The organism is Actinomycetospora sp. C-140 (genome assembly GCF_054796175.1).
In genome coordinates this window covers 385,837-408,022 of record NZ_JBTWNF010000004.1, presented here as the reverse complement: position 1 = coordinate 408,022, position 22,186 = coordinate 385,837, and the positions used below count along the sequence as shown (strand labels likewise).

Sequence of the window (22,186 nt, the reverse complement as noted above, 5' to 3'; positions counted from 1 at the left end):
GTGCGTCTGGACGGTGCGCCGGGAGCCAGGGCACCGTCGAAATCCTCGTCTCCGGCTCGCCGACGTCCGCGGTCTCGCCGACCGCCGCGCTCGTGGGCGTTGGCTGGGGCGATGTCACGTGACGCCCCGCACCCGGACCGCATCCTCGCGCAGGAGACGGTCCTGCCGCCCCGCGGGACTGGCGTCGTAGAGCAGCCCGAACAGCGCCATCGCGCACAGCCCGGTCCCGACCCGCACACGCCGTCGGTCCGCCTCGGCCTGGCCGGTGCAGCGTTTCGACGCCAGCAGGCCGAGCGCGCCACCCAGGTTGAGCGCCGCCCACGCCAGGTTCTGCCCGGCCGACGACGACACCCCACCCCACGGTGTCCGGCACCGATGACCGGTCAGCCCCATCAGCGTGTGGGGCAGCGTGTTGAGCAACAGCATCCCCGCGATGACGTCTCTCCTCCCGCCGTGCGGGGCGGCCGAGCCGTGGTCGAGGTCGCGTACCGACGGCCGCGGTGATTCTCCACCGGCGTGTTCGAGGTCCTCCTCTGAGCGTGGCCAGCGAATCAGCGCGAGGTCTCGGGAGGTGATCATCCGATGCCCCCGGCCGACTTTGCTCGGAGGCGGTGAGGTGTAGCCCCTGGCCCCGCGGACATGATCTCACCGACCCCTTGGAAGTGAATGCTGTTCATTTCGCGGCCGAGCATAAATGAGCACTGTTCACAAGACAAGGGTGCGGGCTGCGACGAACGATTCGCGACCACCGTCGATCTACCCACCCCCGGGGGTCGATAGGTGGGTGTGGCGATGAGCCTCGTGCAGCGCCCGGGAACGGTCGCTGGTCCCGTTCGTGATCTCCAAGGCGAGCCCCGCGAGGGCGACGTCGAGGACCACATCGAACGTTCCAGCGGGATCCGCCCCACGAGCCCGCTGCTGGGCGACCGTGCCGATCACGACGGTGTAGAGGACGTGCCAGGCCAGATGGGCATCGGCGCGGGGAAGACCGGCGGCTTCGAGACCGGCGAACACCCGCGCTTGGTAGACCGGACCGGCCTCGACATCGGGAGCGCGGGCGATGAGCAGGTCGCCGTGATGGGGATGCTCGGACATCCGTCGGCGCAGCTCGATGGCGACCGCGCGCGCCCAAGCCGACCAGTCGTCAGACGGCGCCGGGATCACCATGCTCTCGAGAAAGCGGATGGTGACGGCGTCGAGGAGGTCGTCCCGCCCCTTGACGTGGTTGTAGAGCGCCGCCGGCCGGACGTCGAGATCGCGTGCGAGCGCCCGGAGACTGAACCCGGTGACCCCGTCGCGACGTATCTGGGCCTCGGCATGGTCGAGGACCAGCTCCCGGTTCAGGCGGCGATCGGCCGGGGGCGCCCCCCTTGCCCTGTGAACACTGCTCATTTAACCTCCGTCCCGGAAGTGAACAGTGTTCATGATGGGGGGACCATGGCTCGCTCCACAAATCTCGACCTCGCACCTGTCGGCCGCGTCGACGCCGCCACGGTGGCCGGTCTCGCCGAGAAGGATGCGGAGCGTCCCGTCGTCATCGACCTGACCGATGCGGGCGACGTCAGCCGTGACGGACTCGAGCTGCTGGCGTCTCTGCAGGAGCGCGGGCGGGTGCGGGTGGAAGGGGCCCGATGGCCGCACGTCCTGAACGCCTTGCTCGCCGCGCCGCTCGGCGAAGTCGGCCGGCTGGGGGTACTCGCGCGTCGCGTCATAGGCGGTCGGAGGTAACGTCTCAGTGACCACTGCGCTGGCAAAACCCATCGAGCTCGTCGCTTTCGCCGACCCGAAGGTGATCGTTGACCCAGAACGCGAGGTTGAGGATCGAGATATCGCGGACGAGTCTGGTCGGTCTCAGCGTCGTCGCCCTGGTCATGCCCGAGCTTCGTACCCCGTTGAACGTCCGCGTGGTGGAGATGTCCGTCGCCTTGATCATCGGCCGCCTGGTCAGGCAGATGGAGGCACGAGACGAGCCACACAGCACCCCCCCGCGACTCGACCTCGACGACCTCATCGCACGCGCCGAGAGCATCAAGGCAGGTCGTCGGGACCAAGACGAGACCCTTGATGGTGATGATTCAGGGAACTGATCGGGCCAGGTCGAGACGCGATCGCTCGAGCCAGCCTCCTGTCCGCGGTTCAGTCCCCGGACCCGACGGGGGCGCGTCGCCGAGGGCAGCCCCCTGACCGAACTCTGTCTCGCCAAGCAGACAGGCTTCTAGTCTGACCGGATGGGTTCGGCAGGCCGGACGATGGACCTGACCATGCGGCGCGCCTGGATCCAGGCCCACAAGAATGCCGTGCTGCGTCGAACGCAACGTGCCGTTGTCGCCGCACATGCTCAGGCACGTCGTGCCACCGAAGCGCGGATGCAGGCACACGAGCTTCGCCAACGCGTGATCACGCAATGGCTGTCCACGAACGGGCTGCGGTCTCCCGACCAACCGCCAGGCCATCCGGAGGTGTTCGGTCTCGTCCTCGACACGGCCCACGACCTCTACGCCGGCTGCCCCTCGATCAGTGTGACAACCGTTGATCAGCTCGGAAGCGAACGGCGCTCGTGCACGACCGCTTTGAGCACCGGCGTCGCGCGGTCCCTCGACTCGCTGCAGTATCAGCTTCAGGAAGGCCCCTGCATCGACGCCCTGGAGCTGGACGCGGTGACCTTCGTGAGAGCCGATGACTTCCACGACGACAACGACGCGTCGTCCTGGCCCGCTCTGAGCCGGGAGGTCGAGGCACTCGGAGTGCGCTCGGCGCTCTCGATCGCCGTGCCGTGGAGCCCGTTCCGCGTCGGCCTGCACCACGACCACCGCACCATCGGCTCGGTCAACTTCTACGCCCCCGATCAGCATGCCTTCGGCCAGTCCGAAACACACGCGAGGATGTTCGGTGCCTGGGTCGCCTCGGTCGTGAGCGGGCGCGCGCCCGCGGAGGTCCTTCTCGAGAACGGGTAGCGACGTCGCCCGACTCGCGCCGCGGTGTCTCGCGACCGGCCTCGCATTGCAGAAGACATCAGCCCTGCCCTCGTCCGTCCGCGAATCGGAAGGGCACAACCGATCTGAACGCGAGCGAGGTGTGGCAAGGTCCTCGTAGCGGTCGAGGCGGCTGCGCGATCCCGCGTCGCCGCATCCTGCTCCAGGATGTCGGTGGACGTGAGGAGGGCGAGGTGTCCATCTCCCCAGACCCGGTCAGTGTCGCGCTCGGGGCTGCTCATGGAGCGCTACCACCAGGACCTCGATCAAGCCACGATGACGCTGGAGGACATGGCGCCGCTGCGTCTCGGCGTCGACTGGACGGTCACGGGCGACGACGGCGCCGCGGAGCAGCACTGGACGCGGCTGCGCCACGGCGTGCTCGTGCACGGCGCGGGGGCGGGGCGCGACGAGGCCGACACGCGGGTCCGGATCGGGCGCGCGGCCCCGCTCGGGCTGGTCGGCGGACGCGCGGGGCCGGAAGAGCTCGAGGCGTCGGGCGACCTGGTCGTCGACGGTGCCCGCGACGCCCTCCCGCGCCTGCTCGGCGTCCTCGACCCGCCCGATCCGGGCTTCGCGATCGTCACGCCGTGAGGCCCAGCTCAGGTCTCGGCGCGCTCGGACGTGGGCTCGTGACCGACGCCCCGCGTGCGCCGAGGTCGTGTTCTGTGGACCACTGACCTCCAAGATCGGTGATGCTCGAGTCAGGCACGCACGCCGGGGGCTCGGCGTCGGCGCCCTGGGCGAGGATCACGACCCGTCGGCCGCGTGCGGCGGAACCACCAGGACAGGTCGGTGGCTGCGCGCGATCAGTCTGTGCGAGACCGAGGGCCGTGTGCCGAGCAGGCGGCTGAAGAAGCTTCCGGCGCTCTCCCCCCGGCTGCCGACGATGAACATCAGCGCGTCGTGGGTGTCGGCGACCTGGCGCAGCAGCGCGACCGGATCCCCGTGGGCGGCGTGGTATGTCCACGAGCCCGGCAAGTCGGCCAGCGCGGATTCCACGTCTTGCTGTTCCCCAGCGAGGGTGTTCTGAGCCTGCTGCTCCCAGTCAGGAGAGTCGGGATCGATCGGATAGTCAGACAGGTCGACCACGTGCACCACATGCAAGGCGGCCCCTAGCCTCATAGCGAGGTCCGCGCCGTGACGCAGCACCACCTCGCCGTACGGGCTGGCCCGATACCCGAGCACCATGTGCGTGGTCGGCGCCGTGCTCGCACAAGGCCCGTCAGTACACAGCTCGCGGCCGGCCACCTGGGCGTCCTGCTCCTCCTCGGGAGGCTCGGCACCGGTCATGCGTTGCTCCTTCCAACGAACGTCAGATCGACGACGGGCCCGACTACGGACGAGTAGTCCGCGGTCGAGCGATGAGGCCGATACGGCCACGTGCCGATCGCGTGGCGGCTCACCATCTCGGGGACTGCGTGGCGGGTCGTCTCGGTCGAGGAGCGGGCGCCCGACCACGGCGTCGGCGAGCCGCGGCCAGCAGCTCGTCACGGTGTGCCAGCTCCACCGCGCTGAGCGCTTCCATGGTCGTCTCGAAGACCATGTTGCGGTCGAAGGTGTCTGCCGGCCGCAGCCATCGGCGCACGGCCAGGTGCGCAAGCTGATGCAGCTCGCGCAGGACGCAGTGGCCCGGCTCGGCGGCCAGCCCGGCAGCCGCGAGCTCCAGATAGATGGCCGCCCGCGCCATCTTCCGGATCCGGCGACGATGGACCCGCATGCCGATCAGGTCGGGACCCAGCGTCGCCAGCTGTGGGCGCACTGTGTCGCCGACGGCATCGTTGATCCGGCGCTCCGCCCGCCAGCAACAGATGAGTCCCGCGGGGACGTCCCCTGAACCGTTCGCCGGCCAGGACGGAGACGTACTCCATGAGGCAGCTGCCCTGGTCGGGATCGGTGTGTCGCCCCCGGATGAGCTGCGGGAGTCCGTCCGGCATCGTGCCGTGTGAGGTTGTCGTCGCCACTACCGTTCTCCGCTCTCTTTGAAGCGCACGAACTGGTGACGGCGAACCCAGGTCAGGGTCGCCCAGATCATCACCGGCCCGCCGAGACAGGCGGTCAGAACCCCGACTCCGACCAGAGTCGGGTGGGCGTACTCGATGCCCAGGACAAGCGGCACGAACCCGAGAGCCATCCAGGTGAGCAGCACGACGATCACGGCCAGCTCGCGGGAGGTGGACGTCGGGGCCTGCGCTGGCCCGGTCAGCTGGCGGGCCAGCCACGGGTCAGTGATCGCGAGGTGGTCGCTGATCTCCTGGAGCACCCGAGACTGGTGCGGGCTCAACGACATTGCCGCACCCCCGCAGAACGAGGCACGGCACGCGCCGACCGACGAGGGAAGGGAGATGTGAGCATGCGGCCTCCTGCTCGGTCGGAACCGAAACAGGGACCGTCAGCAGGAGGACCTGCGGTTGAAGGCGAGTCCCATCGCCGTTAGCGGAGAAGGTAGACCTCGCCTTCGTGACCGCAACGCCCGAACGGGTGATAGTGGTCGTCAGAAGAGCATCCGCTGGCCGGAGTGCTTCATCGTTCCTGTGTTTCCCCTCGTCGACGACCCAGCGGCGCGAAGGTGACATACGCCCTCGCGAACTGTGTCTACGCGAGGTGAACGGTGAGATCACGGAGCCCTCTCCGCGCTCGCGTCCCAGCGCGCAACAGAGCCGGGAACGAGAACCACCGTGCCCCCTTCGCCGGCCCGGATCGGCGCGTCGCTCCCCGCGACCGCGATAGCCGCGACGACGACTGCGGCGGCGACGATGACAACCGCGGCGAGATCGCCGGTCCGCGGCACCTCGTGGGCGTGACGGGGTCGCCTGAGCCGCCCGAGCGGGTACGGCGCCGCTCCAGCAGGACGAGTGGGCTCGCCCGCGGACTCCTGATCGGCGCGCAGCAGACCGCCGAGGGGGTCGACCGGCGCATGCTCGTGCCGGCAAGTGCGCCACATGTTCTCCAACCGCATCGTTCGGCGGAAGACCTCGGGTCGCTGCCATACCGAGCTCGTCGAGGGCGTCCGAACCGCCGCCACGTCCGCCGCGGCGATCGAGGGTGCGTGCAGGGACGCGAGGCCCGCGTCGGTGGCGGCAGACTCCGCACCATGAGCATCCTCGCACCACGGTCGCCTTCATCGAGTCGGCGAGTGCCACCGAGCGGGTCGAGCCACTCAGCGATCAACGCGCGGTCTTGGCCGCGGAGCAGTCGCCGGAGCCTCCATCCCGGCTGCGGCGTATCCGTCAGCGGCCGCTGCCCTGGCAGTCGATCCTGGGCGAAGGAACCACCGCCGGGTACCGCGACCCGCTCACGCCCTAGCCTGCGCGTGGATCATCAACGCGAGGGAGCACAGGGATGGCGCAACGGACAACGGTGACGTTGATCGACGACCTCGACGGTTCGGCGGCCGATCAGAGCCTCGAGTTCGGCCTCGACGGCGCCACCTACGAGATCGACCTCAGTAACGCCCACGCCACCTCGTTGCGCGATGCGCTCGCCCCCTACATTGAGCATGCCCGATGCAGCGGTCGCGGACGACGCCGCCGCGCCCAGCCCCCGACTCAGCGGCAAGCACCATCACGGGCGAGCTCGCCCGCGGTCGGTGACCGCGAGCAGAACCAGGCCATCCGAGACTGGGCCAGCCGCCACGGGCACCCGCTGTCCGCGCGCGGCCGCATCCCCGCCTCCGTACGCGACGCTTTCCATCGCAGCGACCCCGGTGCGCTACTCGCCTCCGACAGTTCCTCCGGCGCTCCCACTCCCGCGCCTTCTTCGCCGACTGATGACGCACCGACTGCTTCGGCCTCCGTGGCCGTCGCCGCCGCGTCGACGGCGCGCACAGGACCCGACGGGCTCACCAGTGACGCGCGTGAGCGCATCCGGGCATGGGCCGTCGAGGAGGGAATCGAGGTCAAGGCGCGCAGCCGCCTCACCAAGGACCTCATCTCCAACTACCGAGCCGTCCAAGCCCGCCGCTGACACGCTGACCGACCGAAACGCACGGCGCCACCTTCCTCAAAGCCATGTGCCGATCGTCGGTCCGATGCAGGCTGAGCCTGTGTGCTGGGAGACGCGGGACTCGATCAGTGCCCGCGAGCGGTCGGTCGTGATTCCGGAATGTGGGGGCGGCGCGGATGACGTGGACAGGTCGGGGGCCGGCTTGTCGCGGTCGACCTAGCGCAGCGGCCACCTCGTCGTCGATGTGGACGACGTACACCGGGCTCAGATGCCGGTGTGCGACCGAGTCACCGACAGCGGCTCGTTCTCGGGTCGCGGCGCCCCGGTGTGCAGCTCGGCCGCCCGGCGCGCGACGCGCCGGAACACCTCCGGCTCGGACTGCAGCACCGCAAGGCGACGCCAGTGCTCGAGCACGGTGAACAGCTCGGTCAAGTCTCGGCTGGCGCCCGCCCGGGTCAGCGCCTGCTCGTAGTCAGCATCGAAGCCGGCCTGGTCCTCGGGCAGCAGCGCCGACCGGATTGCCCCTGGCGACGCCCCCTTCCGCAGCGGGTGCCCACGGGCGGGCTCGTCATCCACCGAGTACATCGCCGTCACCATCGCGACGGTAACGGCTCCACACGGGCCCAGCGAATACCTCGAGCAGAACGCGAGAGGTGTCCTCCGTAGCCGGTCGGGCCGCTTTGAGGCCCGCTTACGTCACGTCATCGCCCTGCACGAGGCCCGAGGGCACATGATCGAGACCGACGAGCACCATCAATGACCAGCACCAACGTTCACCACACGCACGGCGACAGAAGTGACTCTCGTCCACTGGGTTCGGGGTTCGAGTCCCTGACGGCGCACCGTTTCCGCTGGTCACAGCCCTGCGCAACGATCTTCCAACGTGACTCCCTTTACTTTCGGGCACGCTTGCTCCCGCCACGATGGCCCGGCAGGAGTCCTACGAAGATCGTCGGAGCCGACCTTCGTCGCCGACGCGTTCCGCGGGGCCCTCGACCCGAGGCGGCAGTCCCGCGCTCCGAGCAGCCGCCCGAGGCCGACCCGAACGCACTACGCGGGTCGGCGGGCCGAGACCTGGTGCATGCGGGCCTGGACGAACACCGTGTCCGGGCGCTGCGCGGCGGCCAGCCCTCGCGGAGGCGACGGCGTCGCGCATGTTCTCCAGCAGCTCGGCCAGGAACGTCTTCTGCGCAGACGTGGTCATGCGGTTCTCGACCGTCTGCTCCCGGAGCTCGACCACCCCGGCCGCGCTCAGGTGCGCGGCCAGCCGGGGCCCGATGGTCGGGTCGCCACCGTGGAAGCGGACCGTCGCGCTGTAGATCGCGGCCAGCTCGTCGAGCGCGGGAACCGACGGCTCGGCGTGCAGCGTCGGGGCGTACAGGTCCTCGACGGCGACGACCCCGCCCGGCTTCACCGCGCCGGCCATCGCGCGCACCACCGCCATCGGGTCGACGAGGTAGCTGAGCAGCAGGCGTGCGAATGCCAGATCAGCGTGGTCGGCTCCCAACGCCCCGGCCCCGGCGTCGTCGAGCCGGAAGTCCACGGCGACCTCCGCGTCGGCGGCCGCCCGCCGCACGATGGCGAGTGCGCCGTCGTCGACATCGACGCCCACGACGCGCCCGGCCGGCTCCACCGCCCGGGCCATCGCCACCGTGACCTGCCCGTCGCCACAGCCGACATCCACACACGTCGCGCCCGGCCGCAGGCCCGCCGACTCCAGGAAGCGCACCGTCGCCGACGCCATCACCGTCGCCTGGCGAGCGAGCCGATCGGCGTCGGTGGCCCCACCCGCGATGGTGTAAACCGCGCGCTCCATCGTCACCGCCTTGCACTCGTCAGATGCTTTGGTCGGTGACCCCACTCGCATCGTCGCGCGGTCTAAAGAGCGCCCGCGGTCCGCGAGCTCGCCGTGCATGACCCCCAACGCCTCGTGGACCGCACTGGCCAGGCTCCCTCGCGTCGAGCAGGCTCTGACGACGCGACTGAATCACCCGAAACGACGGCCACGCCGGGAGCACCGCATGGACCTGCGCACAGACCGCGAGGAACTGTTCGCCAACCTCGCCCACCCCGACACCATGTCCGCGTTCTTCGACCGTGTCGCCGACGACGTCGACTGGACCGTCATGGGAACCCACCCCATCGCCGGGCACTACACGAACAAGAAGGCGTTCACCGACGCCACCTTCGCCCGGCTCGCCCGGCTCATGCGCGACCCCATCCGCCTCGAGCTGCGCCACCTGCACCTCGACGGCCCGACGGTCGTCGTCGAGATCCAGGCCATGTCGCACACGCTCGAAGGAGCGCCCTACGACTACATCCTGTGCTGGGTGTGCCGCTTCGACTCTGCCGAACCGGGCGCGATGATCGTCGAGGTCCGCGCCTACCTCGACTCCGCCATGGTCACCTGGACCATCGTGCGCAACGAGCAGATCCTGGCCCAGGGCCCGGCCTGACCTCCTCCCCACGAGCGTCACGTGGTGAACAGCCGAGGACTTCGACGAGCTCGCCACCGACAGCAGCTCGGGCCCGACTCCGCGCCGAACCGCTGCGCTCGCGTTAGGGCCTTTCCCTAGGGCCAGCCGACCCCGCTCGAGACCATCGTCGGAGCGTGGACCCGAACGCCTGCGCGCCCGTGTCAGACCGACCGCACCGGACCAGCCGCGCTGTGTCCGACGGCCCGACACGCGGGCTTCCCTCGTGACGCGTCGTCTCCTGCGAGGCCGTCGAGTCGTCGACGGAGCAGGACAGGTGATCGAGCACGGGACGGTCCTCGTGCGGGACTCGGTCATCGAAGCGGTCGCCGGCTCCGCTGAGATGGGCGAAGTCGCGGACGCCGAGGTGATCGACCTCGGTGACAGCACACTCCTCCCGGGCCTGATCGACGTCCACACGCACCTGTCCTTCCCGGGGGACATGCGGCTGATCCAGCAGGTCACCCAGCACGACACGGAGGGGATGCTGGAACAGGGCCGGGCCGCCGCCGCCGCCCTCCTCGCCGCAGGGATCACCACGGTCCGCGACCTGGGCGCCGTCGGTGATGTCGTCTACCGCCTCGCCGAGGAGGTCGCCGCGGGACAGACGCCGGGCCCGCAGATCGTCGCCTCGACGGCACAGCTGACCTCCGTCGGCGGTCCGAACGCACCGCTGGGAGGCGGCTGCGACGACCTCACGGCCTGCCTGGAGCGGATCGACGCCGATGTCGCCCGCGGCGCGCACGTACGGCCACTTCCTGACACACCACCGGGACGTGCTCGGCCCAGCTGCCGGCGATCGCGTTGATGGCGCTGAGCTCGCCGACGCCGAACGTCGTCGACAGGGCCGCGATGCCGCGCAGCCGTGCGTAGCCGTCGGCGGCGTAGCCGGCGTTGAGCTCGTTGGTGCACCCGGTCCACCGCACGATGGGGTGGTGGGTGACGTGGTCGAGCATGGCGAGGCTGTAGTCGCCCGGGACGCCGAAGACGCGATCGGCCCCGAGCTCGGCGAGCCGGTCCACGAGGTGATCGGCCACGGTGTAGTCGTCGTTCATGGGGTGCTCCTCGGGCGCGTCAGAGGACGCCGTTGTGGGTGGGTGCCTGGAGGGGGTCGGGGTAGATGGGCAGGGACATGAGGATGAACTCGGCCTGCTGCTGGGCCCCGAAGACGTCGCGCTCGTCGGCGGACGCGGAGATGATCGGCCGGTCGATGCTGATCTTGATGGCGAGTGATGCGGGGACCTGGTAGGTCCCGACGACGTGCTCGGCGGGCACCGGGAGCATCGCGGTGATGCGGTCCCTGGCGAACACCCCGGAGCGCAGCGCGGCCCGGTAGTCGTGCTCGTCGTTGAACAGGATGTCGTAGGTCAGGCGGTCGACCCCGGCGTCCTTGGTGCGGATCACCTTGGCCATCTCGCGCAGGGGTCGGTAGGTGAGCGGTTCGCCGGCGGGCTCTGTCGCGGGGATCGTCGCGAGGGTCCGCTCGTCGAGGTCGCCGTCGTAGTCCTTGACCCCGACGTCGAAGTAGCGCGCGCGCACCTCGCGGTCGAAGGTCCAGTCGGCACCGGCCGCCGTGTAGAAGCGGATCGGGAAGAGCCTGTTCTCGATCACGCCGCGGTCGCCGTAGAGGTGGAACAGGGTCCACTCGTAGAGGTCGGGCGCGGGCAGGTTTGTCAGAGCATCCGGGCCGGGGGTGACGAACTCGCGCACGACGTCCAGGTCGGCCTCGTGGCGGGCCTCGACCTGGTCGGGGTCGGCGTCGACCGTGCGCACGAGGAGCCCGGGGTGCTCGGCGTCCAGCACGGTGATGGTGTACGTCGCGCGCCGTAGGGCGTCGGGGAACTGGGCGGCGATGAGGTCCAGGACCGCCTTCTCGATCGACGCGTAGTTCTCCTGGAAGACCGGGTCGCGGGTGCCCTGCACGACCATGGCGCCCGCGGAGCCGTCGTCGCGGGTGAACGAGACCAGGTTGGGCGAGAGAGGGTAGGCGACGTTGCCGGCCGTCGCCTTGCGGCCGGGGTAGCCGTAGTGGATGAGGTAGTGGGTCAGCAGACTGGCGAGGGTCTCGGCGTCGGAGGATCGCTCGGCGCGCGTCTCGATGACGATGCCGATCTCGCGCTCGCCGGGCAGGGACACCGGCTGGGGCTCGACGCCGTTGCGGCCGTAGACAAGGTGGTCGGCGGGGACCTTGTCCAGGTCGGCGGCGTCGAACGGCAGCAGCGACACCCGCCGGGCACCGACCCGCCGCGAGCCCTCCAGCTTGATCGTGAGGTGGTCGGTGTGGGCGAAGACCGGACCCCGCACCCCGGCCCTGTCGTCACCGACCGGGAAGAACTCGGCCCCGGACAGGCACAGCACGCCCTCGGGGTAGAACTGCAGCTCGGGGTGGCTCTCCTCGTAGAGGGAGTGGGCGGCCACCGAGTACGGGCGGCACGCGCGGTCGGGGTTCGGGGCCACGAAGACGGCGGTGCCGTCGTCGTAGACCTCGGCGACGAGGCAGTCGGACGGGGACCCGGGGTCGCAGGCCAGCGCGCCGCACTCGAGGACGTGACCGACGTGGTACGCCAGCCCGGGGTCGATGCCGCGTCGGATCATGTCGGAGGCGAACAGGGCGATGTCGCAGGCCCGCCCGGCCAGGACGGCGCGCGCGCCCTCCTCCAGCGCGGTGATCAGTGGGTGGATGCCCATCTGCCCGACGACGACGCTCTCGCGGACGGCCTGTTCGGTCGGTGCCGGCATGGCCCCGAGGGCGGGCAGCCGTCCCGCGGTGAGCTCGTCCACGACGAGCTGCGGCTCGATCTCGGCGTTGATCACCGCGACGGGCCAGTCCTCGACGCCCTGCTCCGCGAAGACCTCTTTGGCGACGTCGATCATCCACGCGAGGTTGCGGTCGCCGCCGGCCATCCCGGAGCTGCCCAGGACGAGCGGGCAGTCCTTCTGCTGCGCGGCGCGCACCATCGAGGTGAAGTCGCTCTTGACCGCCTCGCGCTCGAAGTACTCGGTGCCGGTGCCGAGGTAGTAGGGGCCGGCGTCCATCGACCCGGCGTCGGAGATGATCGCGTCGACGCGGCCCTCGCAGGCCTGCTGCAGCGACGCGTCGGGGAACCCGTAGCCCAGGGCCCCGCACGCCGACACGACGCGGTAGATGAGTTCGGGCACGGCGCACGCTCCTCGTTCTCGACCCGGCCTGCTCTGGCCTGTCGTCGAACGTAGGAAGGGCGGAGGGGTCGGCTCATCGACCGAGTTGTTCACCTTCGCCGCGGCGGTGTGTACACCACCTGGTGGAGTCCGTGCTCACGGTGCCGGCATGTCGAGCAGACCGTGACGGGCCGCGTACGCGGTGGCGGCGCTGCGGTTGCTCACCTCGATCTTCCGGTAGAGGTTGATCGTGTGCCGTTGCACGGTGGCGGCGCTGATGTGGAGGCGGCCGGCGATCTCCTTGTTGGTCAGCCCGCCGGCGACCAGGGCCAGCACCTCGCGCTCCCGGGCGCTGAGCGAGGTCGACGGGCCGGCACCGGCCGGTGCCACGCCGTCGGCCTTTCCCGTGCCCGCGATCCGCGCCTCGAGCCCGTGCGCTCCTCGTGACCGGGCGGCGGCCAGGGCCTGGTCGACGAGCGCGTCCGCGCGGTGGGCGTCCCCGGGGTTCGCGCGCCGGCGCAGCCACGTCGCGTAGGCGGACCGGGTGGCGGCGCCCAGCAGGACGGCGCCGAGCCGGTCGTGGCACACGACGGCGTCCCGGAAGTGCTGGTCGGCGGCCTCGTCGCCCTCGATCGCGGCGAGCACCCCCAGCCAGTGGTCGACCGCACCCTCCCAGAGCAGCCCGTTGAACGTCGAGATCACCTGCCCGCGGTACGGCCCCAGGGCCTCCCGCAGGCCCGGCACCGCGGCGTCGAGGTCGAGGACGCTCACGACGTCGACGAGGGCCACCACCGTGCTCAACCACGAGGTGTTCCGGGTGAGCCGGTCGACGCCGAGGGCGAGGAGGTCCTCGGCCGCGACGCGGCCCTCGGCGAGCTCCCCCGCCCCGACGGCGACACGTGCGAAGACGGCCTGGTGCCAGGGGCTGTTCTCGGCGTCGGCGCGCCAGTCCGCCAGGCCCTCGTCGATCTGTCCGTCGACCGCGCGCAGTGCCGAGCGCTGCGTCCGGAACGAGACCTCGGCTCGCGGGTGCTGGGCCCGGAGGCCGACGTCCCGGGCCCGGAGCACGAGGGTCTCGGCCCGGTCGGTGCGCCCGGCGAGCAGGACCAACGACGCCCGCGAGCGGCTGGCGAGCCACCGCGACCCCGGGCCCGTGTCGTCGGTGACGGCGGCGAGGCGCCGGGAGGTGGCGGTCGCCCCGGCGAGGTCGCCGGCACAGACCTGGTCGTCGATGTGGAGGAAGAGGCTCATCGCCTCGTCGGGCGACGCGGTCGACGTGGCGAGCTCCACGGACCGTGTCGTGAGGGCCAGGCGCTCCTGGTGCCGGGCGGGATCGACGGACAGGAGCCGCCGGCACAGCAACGCTGCCGCCATGGCGCCGTCGTCGCCGACCCGGCGGGCCACCTGCTCGGCCGCGGCGCCGAGCTCAGCGCCCCGGCGTGGGTCGGGGAAGAGGCGGTAGGCCTGACCGAGGCGGGCGAGCAGGATCGCGCGCTCGGCGGAGTCGCCCTCGCCCAGGGCCGCCACGGCCCCGTGCAGCACGGTCTCCAGCTCGCGGTCCGCAGCCTCCAGTTCCGGCACGCTGGGCCAGCTGCTGTAGACCTGCGCCGCGCGGACCGCGATCGCCGCTCCTGCCCGGGGGTCGAGGTCCGCGGCGACGTCGAGGGCCTCGGTGACGGCGTGCAGGGCTGCCCGGCGGTCGCCGCACGCCATGTGCGCCTCCCCCAGCCGGACCAGCAGGTCGGCGCGTCGATCCGGGTCCGGGGGGTCGACGAAGGCGGCCGCCTCGAGGGTTCGCTCGTAGAGCCGCGCGGCGTCGGTCGCCGCGTGGCGTGCCGCCGCGGCGGCGGCGGCGCGCGTGCCGACCGCGACCGCCCCCTCCGGATCCGACCACGGAGCCGCCGCCAGGAGGTGCTCGGCGACCGTGACGAGCGAGCCTCCGCGCTGCTCGAGAGCCCGGCCGAGACGAACGTGCGCGGTCGCGCGTTCCGCGGGCGAGAGGGTCGCCGCGAGCCGTTCCGGCGAGTCGGGGTCGGTGAACCGGTAGCGGGTCATGCTGCGGGCCAGCGGCTCGACGACGCCCGTGCGGGCGGCCTCGCTGACCGCGCTGGCGACGTCGCGGCGCTGGTCGTCCCACTCGGTCAGCGCGCGCTGCACGACCGCCAGGTCGAACTCCGGGCCGCACAGCGCGGCCACGGCGAGGACCACGTCCCCGTCCTCGCCCATCCGTCCTCCCGTCCGGCGCAGGTCGCGGGTGCTGGTCCCGCGGGAGTGGACAGGCGATGATCGTCAGGTGCCCGCCTCCGCGCTCGACGCCCGCTCCGCGTTGATCCTGGTGGATCTGCAGGAGGACGTCACCGCCCTGCCCACCGTCGACCCCGCCGACGACGTCGTCGCGAACGCCGCACGGCTGATGACGGCGTTCCACGACGCCGGCCTGCCGGTCGCGCTGGTGCGCGTCGCGACGTCCACCGACGGCGGGGACGCCCGGCGAGCGCGGGCCGACCACCCCTTGCCACCACCTCCCGCGGACACCACCCTCGATCGCCGCCTCCCGGTCGCGGAGGGCGACATCCACGTCGTCAAGCGCGGGTGGGGCGCCTTCCACGGCACGGAGCTCGACCTGCAGCTGCGGCGCCGGGGCGTCACGGGCGTCGTCCTCGGCGGCATCGCGACGAGCCTCGGGGTCGAGTCGACGGCGCGCGCCGCCCACGACCACGGGTACGACATCACCTTCGCCACCGACGCGATGACCGACATCTCGGCCGAGGCCGCGCAGAACAGCGCGACGCGCATCTTTCCGTTCCTCGGCGAGCTCGACGCCACCGACGCCGTCCTCGCGCTGCTCGGCCGGTGAGTCCAGGCCGCATCAGCCCGCGGCGCTCTCGGTGTGGGCGGCCGCGCGGAGGACGTCGAGCATCGCGGTGGTGTGTCGGTCGGCCTCGTCGGCCGGGACGTCACGGGACGCGCCGATGAGCACGACGTGACCCAGACCCAGGTCGAGCAGCTCGCGCAGTCGGTCCCGGACCGTCGACTGGTCCCCGACGACGGCGAAGTCGTCGATGAACTCCGGGGTCAAAGCGTCGGCCTGGGGCGAGGCGGCGACGCCGTGCGTCGCCTCCTGCCAGCGCGCGGTGACCTCGGAGACGACGGCGTGGTCGTCGGAGCCGAGGTTGTCCGCGCCGCGCTGGAAGTGGGCGAAGATCGACACGTTGCCGCGGACGAGGCGCCGTGCCCGCTCCCGGTCGGGGTCGACCCCGACGATCACGTAGGCGCCGACGTCGAGGGCGTCGGGGTCGAGGCCGGCGTCCGAGCGGGCCCGGCGGGCGAGTTCGACGTGGGCGACCACGCGCTCCGGCCGCGCGCCGACGACCACGGTGAGTCGGTCGGCCACGGTCGCCGCGGCGCGGGTCAGCCGCGGCCCGCTCGCGAAGATCTGCAGCGGCACCGGCGGGGTGCCGTCGAGCCACGCGAGGCGGCTCCCGTAGCCGGCCTCGTCCACCGTGTCGCCGTGCAGGTAGTCGCGGATGCGGGTGGCGTCGCGTTCGAAGTCGGTGCGCGACTGCGGCTCGAGCCCGATCTGGAGCAGCGCCGAGTCACCGCGACCCAGGCCGAGGACCGCCCGCCCGTGCGAGACACGCTGCAGCGTGGAGATCGCCGAGGCCACCACCGCGGGATGGCGCGACACCGGGTTGGTGACCGCAGGCCCGAGCTCGATGCGACGGGTCGCCCCGGCGGCCACGGTCAGCGCGACGAACACCTCGGGGGCCAGGTTCTGGCTGTCGGCGAGCAGCAGGCCGTCCCAGCCGGCGTCCTCGACCGCCCGCGCGCGGGCGCCCATCGCCTCCGGGTCCGCCTCGGGGAAGCCGTGGAGCAGGGCACGCACACCGTGGTGGCGGGCAGCAGACTCGACCATGTCGGTGACCCTAGGCGGTCCGCCACCCCGCGATCCGCCGTCGCGGAGTTCCCCCGACGAGAGGAGACCCGGTGCGCGCCGGCCCGTCGATTCCCCACCTCCGAGCGGCACGCTCCTGCTGCTCCTGCTGCTCGTCGGTGCCGCCGCCTGCGGCTCGCCGACGCGGCCGGCCCCGCCACCGGGGTCCTCGCTGCACGCCCAGGTCGGGTTCGGCTTCGACATCGTCGACCTGCAGACCGGCCACCAGTTCCCCGGCCAGCGCAGCACCTTCCACGTGTCCTACCTCTACCGCGACGGGCTCCAGGGCGCCGGTTTCGACCCCGCCGGGCACGCCGTACCGGCGGACACCTACCCCTACTTCCAGGACATCCGCGACGGGATGGTGACCTTCATCCAGGCCTACCCCGACAAGGGCGACTTCTACGAAGTCTTCCTCGGCAACCTCGCCCGCGACGTGATGACCCGCTACCCGCAGCTCGCTTCCCTCGACATCCGCATCGACGTCCCCGCCTACGGCGGTGTCCCCACCGCCCGCACCGGCACGGTCCACACGACCCGGGAGTGACAGGACCGGTCGGGGCGCCGGTGAGCTCCGGTCCCACCGTCGTCGAGCCGACGGCGTGCCTTCCCGCGGCGCGTGTGCGGTGGACATCGTCGGCTCATCCCGTGATCGTGGGAGCAGCCGGCAGCGCGGAGGGGGAGGCGATGGTCGCAGAGGCCTCCGCCACGTCGGTCCGCTTCCGGGACCTGGGACCGCTGGAGGTCGAGCGCGACGGCTCCGTCCTCCCCGTGGGCGGCGCCCGGCTGGAGGCGGCGTTGGGCCTGCTGCTCGTGCACGCCGGGCGTTCCGTCGGGGTCGACGCGCTGCGGGACGCAATGTGGGGAGAGCGCGGTGTCGCCCGTTCAGTGGCGACGCTCGACTCGCACGTGTTCCGTCTGCGGCGTCTGATCGAGCCGGACCGGGCCCCCGGGGTCCCGCCTCGGGTCCTGGTCCGGGACGCCGCCGGGTACCGCCTGGTCGTCGATCCCGGGCAGCTCGACTCGCATCGGTTCACCGCCCTGAGCGTTTCCGCGGCCGATCTCCTCGCCGCCGGGGACGCGGCGTCGGCGTTGCGTGACGCCGAGGAGGCCGGCGTCCGGTGGCGTGGACGCCCGTTCGGCGCCGCGGCTGACGAGCCGTGGGCTCGCGCGGCGGTCGCACGGTTGGAGGAGACCCACGGCCAGTGGCGGGAGACCCTCATCGGCGCCCTGGTGGGCCTCGGAGCCGTGGATCGGGCGCTGGTCGAGCTGGAATCGGCGATCGCCGAGGAACCGCTGCGCGAACGGTTGTGGTTCTACCGGATGGCGGCCTTCCGGGCCGGCGGGCGGCGGGCGGAGGCGCTGCAGGCGTACGCCGACGCGCGGCGGCGATTGGTCGACGAGCTGGGTGTGGAGCCGGGGTCCGAGCTGCAGCGGTTGCACGCGACGGTCCTGGCCGAGGAGGTCGAGGTGCCCGCCGCGCCGGCCGCGGGGCAGGAGCCCTCGCGCAGCCTGCCCACCGCCCGGAGCCGGTTGATCGGTCGTGACGGTGACGTGGCCGATGTGCTCGCCCTGCTCGGGTCGGGCGCCACCCTGGTCACGCTGGTCGGCACGGCAGGCTGCGGGAAGACGCGCCTGGCCGTCGAGGTCGCGCACCGCGCGGCGTCGCGCTTCCCGGGCGGGACCTGGTTCGTCGATCTCGCGGCGGCCACCGGGGATCGGGTCCTCGACGCGGTGACCTCGACGCTGGGGCTGCCGGTCACCGGACCGGCCGACCCACTGGAGGCCCTGACCCGGTTCACCGCGGGGCGCCGGATGCTGATCGTGCTCGACAACTGCGAGCACGTCCTCGACGCCGTGGCGGACCTGGTGGACGGGGTGCTCGTCGAGGATTCCGGGCTCGTCGTGCTGGCCACCAGCCGGGAACCCCTCGAGGTCGACGGCGAGGTGGTGGCCCCGCTGGCCCCGCTCGATGTCCCCGCGGCGGTGGAACTGTTCCTCGACCGGCTCGGTGCGCTGGTCCCGGGCAACGCACGAGACGAGGAGTCGATGGCCCGTGTGCGCGAGATCGCCACAGCCGTCGACGGCGTCCCCCTGGCCCTCGAGCTCGCCGCCGGCCGCGCCCGGGCCTACACGCTCGCCGAGATCGCCGTGCAGGTCCGGGCCGACGCCAGCTCGCTGAGCCGTGTCGGTCGGGGACGCGGCGCCGCGCACCACCGGACGCTGCGGGACGCCATCGACACCAGCTACCGCGACCTCCCGCCTCCGCTGGCGGCGCTGCACCGCGCTGTGGGTGCCGTGCCCGGCCCGTTCACCGCGACGTTGGCCGACGCGCTCGTCGGGGGGACGGGCGAGGTCGACAGCGCCGACGTGGTCGCCGGGCTCGTGCACCGGTCGCTGCTGACCGCCCTCGGCACCGGCCGCCCCGACGGCGCGTCGCGCTTCGCGCAGTTCGCCACGGTGCGGGGACACGCCCAGCACCTCGCCGCGCAGTCCGGCGAGGATCCCGCGACGCGACGCGACGCGTGGGTCGAGAGCCTGGTCCGTGCGCGGCCACGGCTGGGTTCGCCGGCCCAGAGCCGGTGGTACGGCGCGCTCGACGACGACCTTGCCGCCCTGCGGGCAAGCCTGCAGCACACGCTCGTCGACGACCCCTCCGAGGTCGGGATCGTGCTGGCCGCGCGCCTCGGGGTGTACTGGGGTTTCCGTGGCATGGGGCTCGAGGGAGCGCGCTGGATGGGCAGGGCCGTGACCGCCACCGACGGCGGCGTGCTCGGGGCGCCCGCCGACCGTGCGTCGCTGCTCCTGACCCTCGGCAGCTCACTGCTCGTGCAGGGCCGCCACGATGACGGTCGTGCTCGGGTCCGCGCGGGCGTCGACGTGGTCGCAGAGGTCGACGGCGACGACGTCGTGATGGTGTGCGAGGCGCTCGCGGTGGCCGCCGGACCGTTGGCCCGTGCCGCCGACGGCGAGGTGCTGGGCGAAGTCGCGGCCGCGACGCGCGGTGTGGCCGCGGGCTCACCGGCGCTCGAGGTGCTCGTCCGGCACGTCGAGCTCGTCCACGCCGTGGCCACGGCGCCACGACTCGAGCTCGTGGCGCCGTTCGACGCCCTGCACGACGACGCCTTGGCCGAGGACAACCACTACACCGCCTGGATGGCCGCGTCGTGCGCCGCGCGTCTGCTCGTCGAGGGCGGCCGGCCCGCCGACGGGCTGCCGCGGTGCCGCGCCGCGCTGCGCGCCTCGATGGTCGCGGGGCTGCGCGACAACGCGTTCGTGCTGGAGGTCCTCGGCGCCGCGCTCGGGCTGGTGGGCGATCCGGTCTCCGCGCTGCGGGTCTTCGGTGCCGTCGAGGCCCAGCACCGCGGCGGCGGCGTGCCGTGGCCCCGCACCCCGGCGCAGGCCGAACTCCTGACCCGCCTGACGGCCCGGCTCGGCGAGGAGACGGCCGGGCGTGCCCGCGCCGACGGGGCCCGCACCCCCCTGGCGGATTTCATCGACGTGTGACACCGCCTTCAACGCCACCGCGACGCGGTTGAAGGGCGGTTGAAGCGCGTCCGGACACCGTCGTCACCGGTCGGGCGGAGACGCCGCCCGGGAGGCGGAGTCCGCGATGACCACCCTGAGCACCTGGCGGTTCCCCACCGTCGAGGGCGCCGAGGCCGCGCTGTCCGTCTTCGAGCGCCTGCAGCGGAGGGAGTGGGTCACGGTCGAGGACGTGGCCGTCGTCGCCTGGCCCGCCGGCGCGAGCCGGCCCCGCACCTACCAGGTCGGGGCGGCGACGGGCGGCGCCGCGCTGTCGGGCGCGTTCTGGGGCCTGCTGTTCGGGGTGGTGTTCCTCCTCCCGCTTGCCGAGGACGCCGAGGGCGGCCGGCGCGACGCCGCCACCGACCTCTCGCGGGTCGGGGTCCCGGCCGGGTTCCTCCAGCAGCTGCGCGACCGGATCGGTCCGGGCACGTCAGCGCTGTTCCTGCTCGCCGCCGACGAGGAGCTGGACCGCCTCCGCGAAGCCCTCGCCGACGGGGAGGCCGACCTCGCGGTCAGTCAGCTCGACCGCGAGCAGGACACCGCGCTGCGCCGGGCGTTCGGCACCGGCGACGACCTGATCACCCGCTAGACGAACAGGAGACGATCATGAAGCCTCGCGACGAGGTGTTGGTGGTGGGCGCCGGCCCGGTGGGGCTCACCGCGGCCTGCCAGCTGACCCGCCTGGGCGTGCCGGTGCGCATCATCGACGCCCTGGATGCGCCGACCACGGAATCGCGCGCGGTCAGCATCCATCCGCGCAGCATGGAGATGCTCGCCGCTCTCGGCGTGCTGCCCCGGCTGGAGGCCCGGGCACGTCGCATCCCGGCTCTGGAGTTCCTCGACGGCCGCACCCGAGCCGTCCGGGCACGGGTCGACGTCACCGGAGCGCCGAGCCGCCACCGCTACGTCCTCGACATCCCGCAGCCCGACACCGAGGCGGTCCTGGCCGAACGGGCCGGCGAGCTCGGCCTCGCCGTCGAGCGCGGCGTGCGGCTCGTCGGTCTCACCCAGGACGCCGACGGTGTCGAGGCCACCCTCCGCTCCGCCGCCGGGGACGAGACCGCACGCTTCGGCTGGGTCGTCGGCGCCGACGGCGGCCACAGCGGCACCCGCGAGCTCGCCGGGACGACGCTCGAGGGCGGCTTCCACGGCCAGCACTTCGCGATGGCCGACGTCGACCTCGACACCGCCTGGGCGCCGGAAGCCATCCGCATGTTCCTGCACCCCGACGGGCTCGGGATCGTCTTCCCGCTCGCCGGTCGCCGCGCCCGGATCATGTTCCTGGTCGACGACCCTGGCCGTCACGCCCCCGACCCGACCCTCGCGCAGATCCAGGCCCTGGCCGACGCCCGCATGGGCGACGGGGACGTCACCGTGTCGAATCCGCGGTGGCTGACCTACTTCGAGGTCCACCACGCCCAGGTCCCCGACTACCGGATCGGGCGCGTCCTGCTCGCGGGCGACGCCGCGCATATCCACAGCCCCGCCGGCGCCCAGGGCATGAACACCGGCATCCAGGACGCCGCGAACCTCGCCTGGAAGCTCGCCCTGGTCGCCGCCGGCCACGCGGACGAGAAGCTGCTGGACACCTACCAGAGCGAGCGCCACCCGGTCGGAGCCATGGTCGTGAAGACCACCACCACCCTGACCGAGGTCGGCACCGCGACCGGGGCCGAGGCCGCGGTCCGCGACCTGGCCCTGTTCCTCGTCGGCCACCTCCCCCACGTCGCGGCCACCGGCGCGGCCACGCTGACCGAGACGACGATCAACTACCGCCACGGCGCCCTGGCGGCCCACCACGGCGGGCGGCACCACGGGACAGCCCGGGCCGGAGAGCACGCGCCCGATCCCGACGGCCTGACCCGCCCGGACGGCACACCGGTCACGATCGAGGACCTGTTGTCCCGGCCCGGCTTCCTGCTGCTGGTCCGCAGCGAGGACCCCGGGGTGGTCGAGGACCTGCGCGCCGCGCTCGGGGGCCTCGGTGCGGTCGTCCGTCTCGGAGAGGACGTGCTCGACCCCGACGGCGTCCTCGGCGGGGCCTACGGCTGGGGCGCCAGCGGGATGGCGCTCGTCCGCCCCGACGGCTACCTCGGCCTGGTCGCCGACACCGCGGAGGCGGACGTGCTGCGGGACTACCTCGCCGACGTCCTGCACGTCGCTGCTCCGACGACGGTCTGAAGGGGTACGAGCGA

22 protein-coding genes, 1 pseudogene and 1 riboswitch are annotated in these 22,186 nt (G+C 72.4%); of the genes and pseudogenes, 12 read left to right on the top strand and 11 right to left on the bottom strand.

Features of this window, described 5'->3' with window-relative positions:
• Positions 1 to 114: 114 nt before the first annotated feature.
• The gene (locus ACR9E3_RS09895) at positions 115 to 426 is read right to left on the bottom strand and encodes a hypothetical protein (RefSeq protein WP_460380064.1); all 312 of its coding nucleotides are present in this window, start codon (positions 424 to 426) and stop codon (positions 115 to 117) included.
• Positions 427 to 756: 330 nt separating this feature from the next.
• A complete protein-coding gene (locus ACR9E3_RS09890; protein ID WP_460380063.1) occupies positions 757 to 1,392 on the bottom strand; it encodes a TetR/AcrR family transcriptional regulator in 636 nt (211 codons plus the stop codon).
• A 45-nt stretch (positions 1,393 to 1,437) separates the two neighbouring features.
• Here ACR9E3_RS09890 and ACR9E3_RS09885 point away from each other — a divergent pair, with 45 nt between their 5' ends.
• The 4 genes from ACR9E3_RS09885 (at position 1,438) to ACR9E3_RS09870 (ending at position 3,566) form a co-directional block, all read left to right on the top strand.
• The gene (locus ACR9E3_RS09885) at positions 1,438 to 1,728 is read left to right on the top strand and encodes a hypothetical protein (RefSeq protein WP_460380062.1); all 291 of its coding nucleotides are present in this window, start codon (positions 1,438 to 1,440) and stop codon (positions 1,726 to 1,728) included.
• A 68-nt stretch (positions 1,729 to 1,796) separates the two neighbouring features.
• On the top strand, positions 1,797 to 2,087 hold the full coding sequence (locus ACR9E3_RS09880; protein WP_460380061.1) for a hypothetical protein: 291 nt from the start codon (positions 1,797 to 1,799) through the stop codon (positions 2,085 to 2,087).
• A gap of 141 nt (positions 2,088 to 2,228) precedes the next feature.
• The gene (locus tag ACR9E3_RS09875) at positions 2,229 to 2,954 is read left to right on the top strand and encodes a hypothetical protein (RefSeq protein WP_460380060.1); all 726 of its coding nucleotides are present in this window, start codon (positions 2,229 to 2,231) and stop codon (positions 2,952 to 2,954) included.
• A gap of 237 nt (positions 2,955 to 3,191) precedes the next feature.
• Positions 3,192 to 3,566 carry an alkyl sulfatase C-terminal domain-containing protein gene (locus tag ACR9E3_RS09870; RefSeq protein WP_460380059.1) on the top strand — a complete coding sequence of 125 codons (375 nt, stop codon included), beginning with the start codon at positions 3,192 to 3,194 and terminating at the stop codon, positions 3,564 to 3,566.
• 156 nt (positions 3,567 to 3,722) lie between these two features.
• On the opposite strand, the gene ACR9E3_RS09865 is transcribed toward ACR9E3_RS09870, so the two are convergent.
• From ACR9E3_RS09865 to ACR9E3_RS09855, 3 genes are all read right to left on the bottom strand, one after another.
• Entirely contained in the window at positions 3,723 to 4,265 is a 543-nt protein-coding gene (locus ACR9E3_RS09865; protein WP_460380058.1) for a universal stress protein, read from the bottom strand.
• Positions 4,266 to 4,374: 109 nt separating this feature from the next.
• Positions 4,375 to 4,734, bottom strand: coding sequence for a hypothetical protein (locus tag ACR9E3_RS09860; protein WP_460380057.1), 360 nt, complete (start codon positions 4,732 to 4,734; stop codon positions 4,375 to 4,377).
• 201 nt (positions 4,735 to 4,935) lie between these two features.
• On the bottom strand, positions 4,936 to 5,262 hold the full coding sequence (locus ACR9E3_RS09855; RefSeq protein ID WP_460380056.1) for a DUF3040 domain-containing protein: 327 nt from the start codon (positions 5,260 to 5,262) through the stop codon (positions 4,936 to 4,938).
• An 86-nt stretch (positions 5,263 to 5,348) separates the two neighbouring features.
• Positions 5,349 to 5,413: riboswitch (Fluoride riboswitch) on the bottom strand.
• Between the two features lie 901 nt (positions 5,414 to 6,314).
• Between ACR9E3_RS09855 and ACR9E3_RS09850 the strand changes: the two are divergent.
• A pseudogene (locus ACR9E3_RS09850) lies at positions 6,315 to 6,671 on the top strand (histone-like nucleoid-structuring protein Lsr2); the annotation flags it as partial.
• Positions 6,672 to 7,181: 510 nt separating this feature from the next.
• Here the strand turns inward: ACR9E3_RS09850 and ACR9E3_RS09845 are convergent.
• Together ACR9E3_RS09845 and ACR9E3_RS09840 are read right to left on the bottom strand one after the other, a co-directional pair.
• Positions 7,182 to 7,502, bottom strand: a complete 321-nt coding sequence (locus tag ACR9E3_RS09845; protein WP_460380073.1) for a DUF6247 family protein — start codon at positions 7,500 to 7,502, stop codon at positions 7,182 to 7,184.
• A 355-nt stretch (positions 7,503 to 7,857) separates the two neighbouring features.
• Positions 7,858 to 8,832, bottom strand: a complete 975-nt coding sequence (locus tag ACR9E3_RS09840; RefSeq protein ID WP_460380055.1) for a class I SAM-dependent methyltransferase — start codon at positions 8,830 to 8,832, stop codon at positions 7,858 to 7,860.
• A 106-nt stretch (positions 8,833 to 8,938) separates the two neighbouring features.
• On the opposite strand from ACR9E3_RS09840, the gene ACR9E3_RS09835 reads away from it, so the two are divergent.
• Together ACR9E3_RS09835 and ACR9E3_RS09830 are read left to right on the top strand one after the other, a co-directional pair.
• On the top strand, positions 8,939 to 9,373 hold the full coding sequence (locus ACR9E3_RS09835; RefSeq protein WP_460380054.1) for a nuclear transport factor 2 family protein: 435 nt from the start codon (positions 8,939 to 8,941) through the stop codon (positions 9,371 to 9,373).
• A 361-nt stretch (positions 9,374 to 9,734) separates the two neighbouring features.
• Positions 9,735 to 10,199 (top strand): amidohydrolase family protein, encoded by a 465-nt coding sequence (locus ACR9E3_RS09830; protein WP_460380072.1) that lies wholly within the window; start codon positions 9,735 to 9,737, stop codon positions 10,197 to 10,199.
• Here ACR9E3_RS09830 and ACR9E3_RS09825 read toward each other — a convergent pair.
• The 3 genes from ACR9E3_RS09825 to ACR9E3_RS09815 form a co-directional block, all read right to left on the bottom strand.
• Entirely contained in the window at positions 10,087 to 10,446 is a 360-nt protein-coding gene (locus ACR9E3_RS09825; RefSeq protein ID WP_460380053.1) for a thiamine pyrophosphate-binding protein, read from the bottom strand. The two genes, ACR9E3_RS09830 and ACR9E3_RS09825, sit on opposite strands and share 113 nt — an antisense overlap.
• A gap of 19 nt (positions 10,447 to 10,465) precedes the next feature.
• Entirely contained in the window at positions 10,466 to 12,550 is a 2,085-nt protein-coding gene (locus ACR9E3_RS09820; RefSeq protein ID WP_460380052.1) for a DUF4387 family protein, read from the bottom strand.
• Between the two features lie 135 nt (positions 12,551 to 12,685).
• Positions 12,686 to 14,755: a helix-turn-helix transcriptional regulator gene (locus ACR9E3_RS09815; protein ID WP_460380051.1), complete on the bottom strand. Its 2,070-nt coding sequence runs from the start codon at positions 14,753 to 14,755 to the stop codon at positions 12,686 to 12,688.
• A 67-nt stretch (positions 14,756 to 14,822) separates the two neighbouring features.
• Between ACR9E3_RS09815 and ACR9E3_RS09810 the strand changes: the two genes are divergently transcribed.
• Positions 14,823 to 15,386, top strand: coding sequence for an isochorismatase family protein (locus ACR9E3_RS09810; RefSeq protein ID WP_460380050.1), 564 nt, complete (start codon positions 14,823 to 14,825; stop codon positions 15,384 to 15,386).
• Between the two features lie 12 nt (positions 15,387 to 15,398).
• Here the strand turns inward: ACR9E3_RS09810 and ACR9E3_RS09805 are convergent, their stop codons facing one another.
• The gene (locus tag ACR9E3_RS09805) at positions 15,399 to 16,445 is read right to left on the bottom strand and encodes an LLM class flavin-dependent oxidoreductase (RefSeq protein WP_460380049.1); all 1,047 of its coding nucleotides are present in this window, start codon (positions 16,443 to 16,445) and stop codon (positions 15,399 to 15,401) included.
• Here ACR9E3_RS09805 and ACR9E3_RS09800 point away from each other — a divergent pair.
• The 4 genes from ACR9E3_RS09800 to ACR9E3_RS09785 all read left to right on the top strand — a co-directional run bounded on the left by ACR9E3_RS09800 (position 16,444) and on the right by ACR9E3_RS09785 (position 22,172).
• Positions 16,444 to 17,010 (top strand): hypothetical protein, encoded by a 567-nt coding sequence (locus ACR9E3_RS09800; RefSeq protein ID WP_460380048.1) that lies wholly within the window; start codon positions 16,444 to 16,446, stop codon positions 17,008 to 17,010. The two genes, ACR9E3_RS09805 and ACR9E3_RS09800, sit on opposite strands and share 2 nt — an antisense overlap.
• A gap of 140 nt (positions 17,011 to 17,150) precedes the next feature.
• Complete coding sequence (locus ACR9E3_RS09795) at positions 17,151 to 19,970, top strand: BTAD domain-containing putative transcriptional regulator (protein ID WP_460380047.1); 2,820 nt, start codon at positions 17,151 to 17,153, stop codon at positions 19,968 to 19,970.
• Between the two features lie 106 nt (positions 19,971 to 20,076).
• On the top strand, positions 20,077 to 20,580 hold the full coding sequence (locus ACR9E3_RS09790) for a DUF1269 domain-containing protein (protein ID WP_460380046.1): 504 nt from the start codon (positions 20,077 to 20,079) through the stop codon (positions 20,578 to 20,580).
• Positions 20,581 to 20,594: 14 nt separating this feature from the next.
• Positions 20,595 to 22,172, top strand: coding sequence for an FAD-dependent monooxygenase (locus ACR9E3_RS09785; protein WP_460380071.1), 1,578 nt, complete (start codon positions 20,595 to 20,597; stop codon positions 22,170 to 22,172).
• Positions 22,173 to 22,186: the final 14 nt, after the last annotated feature.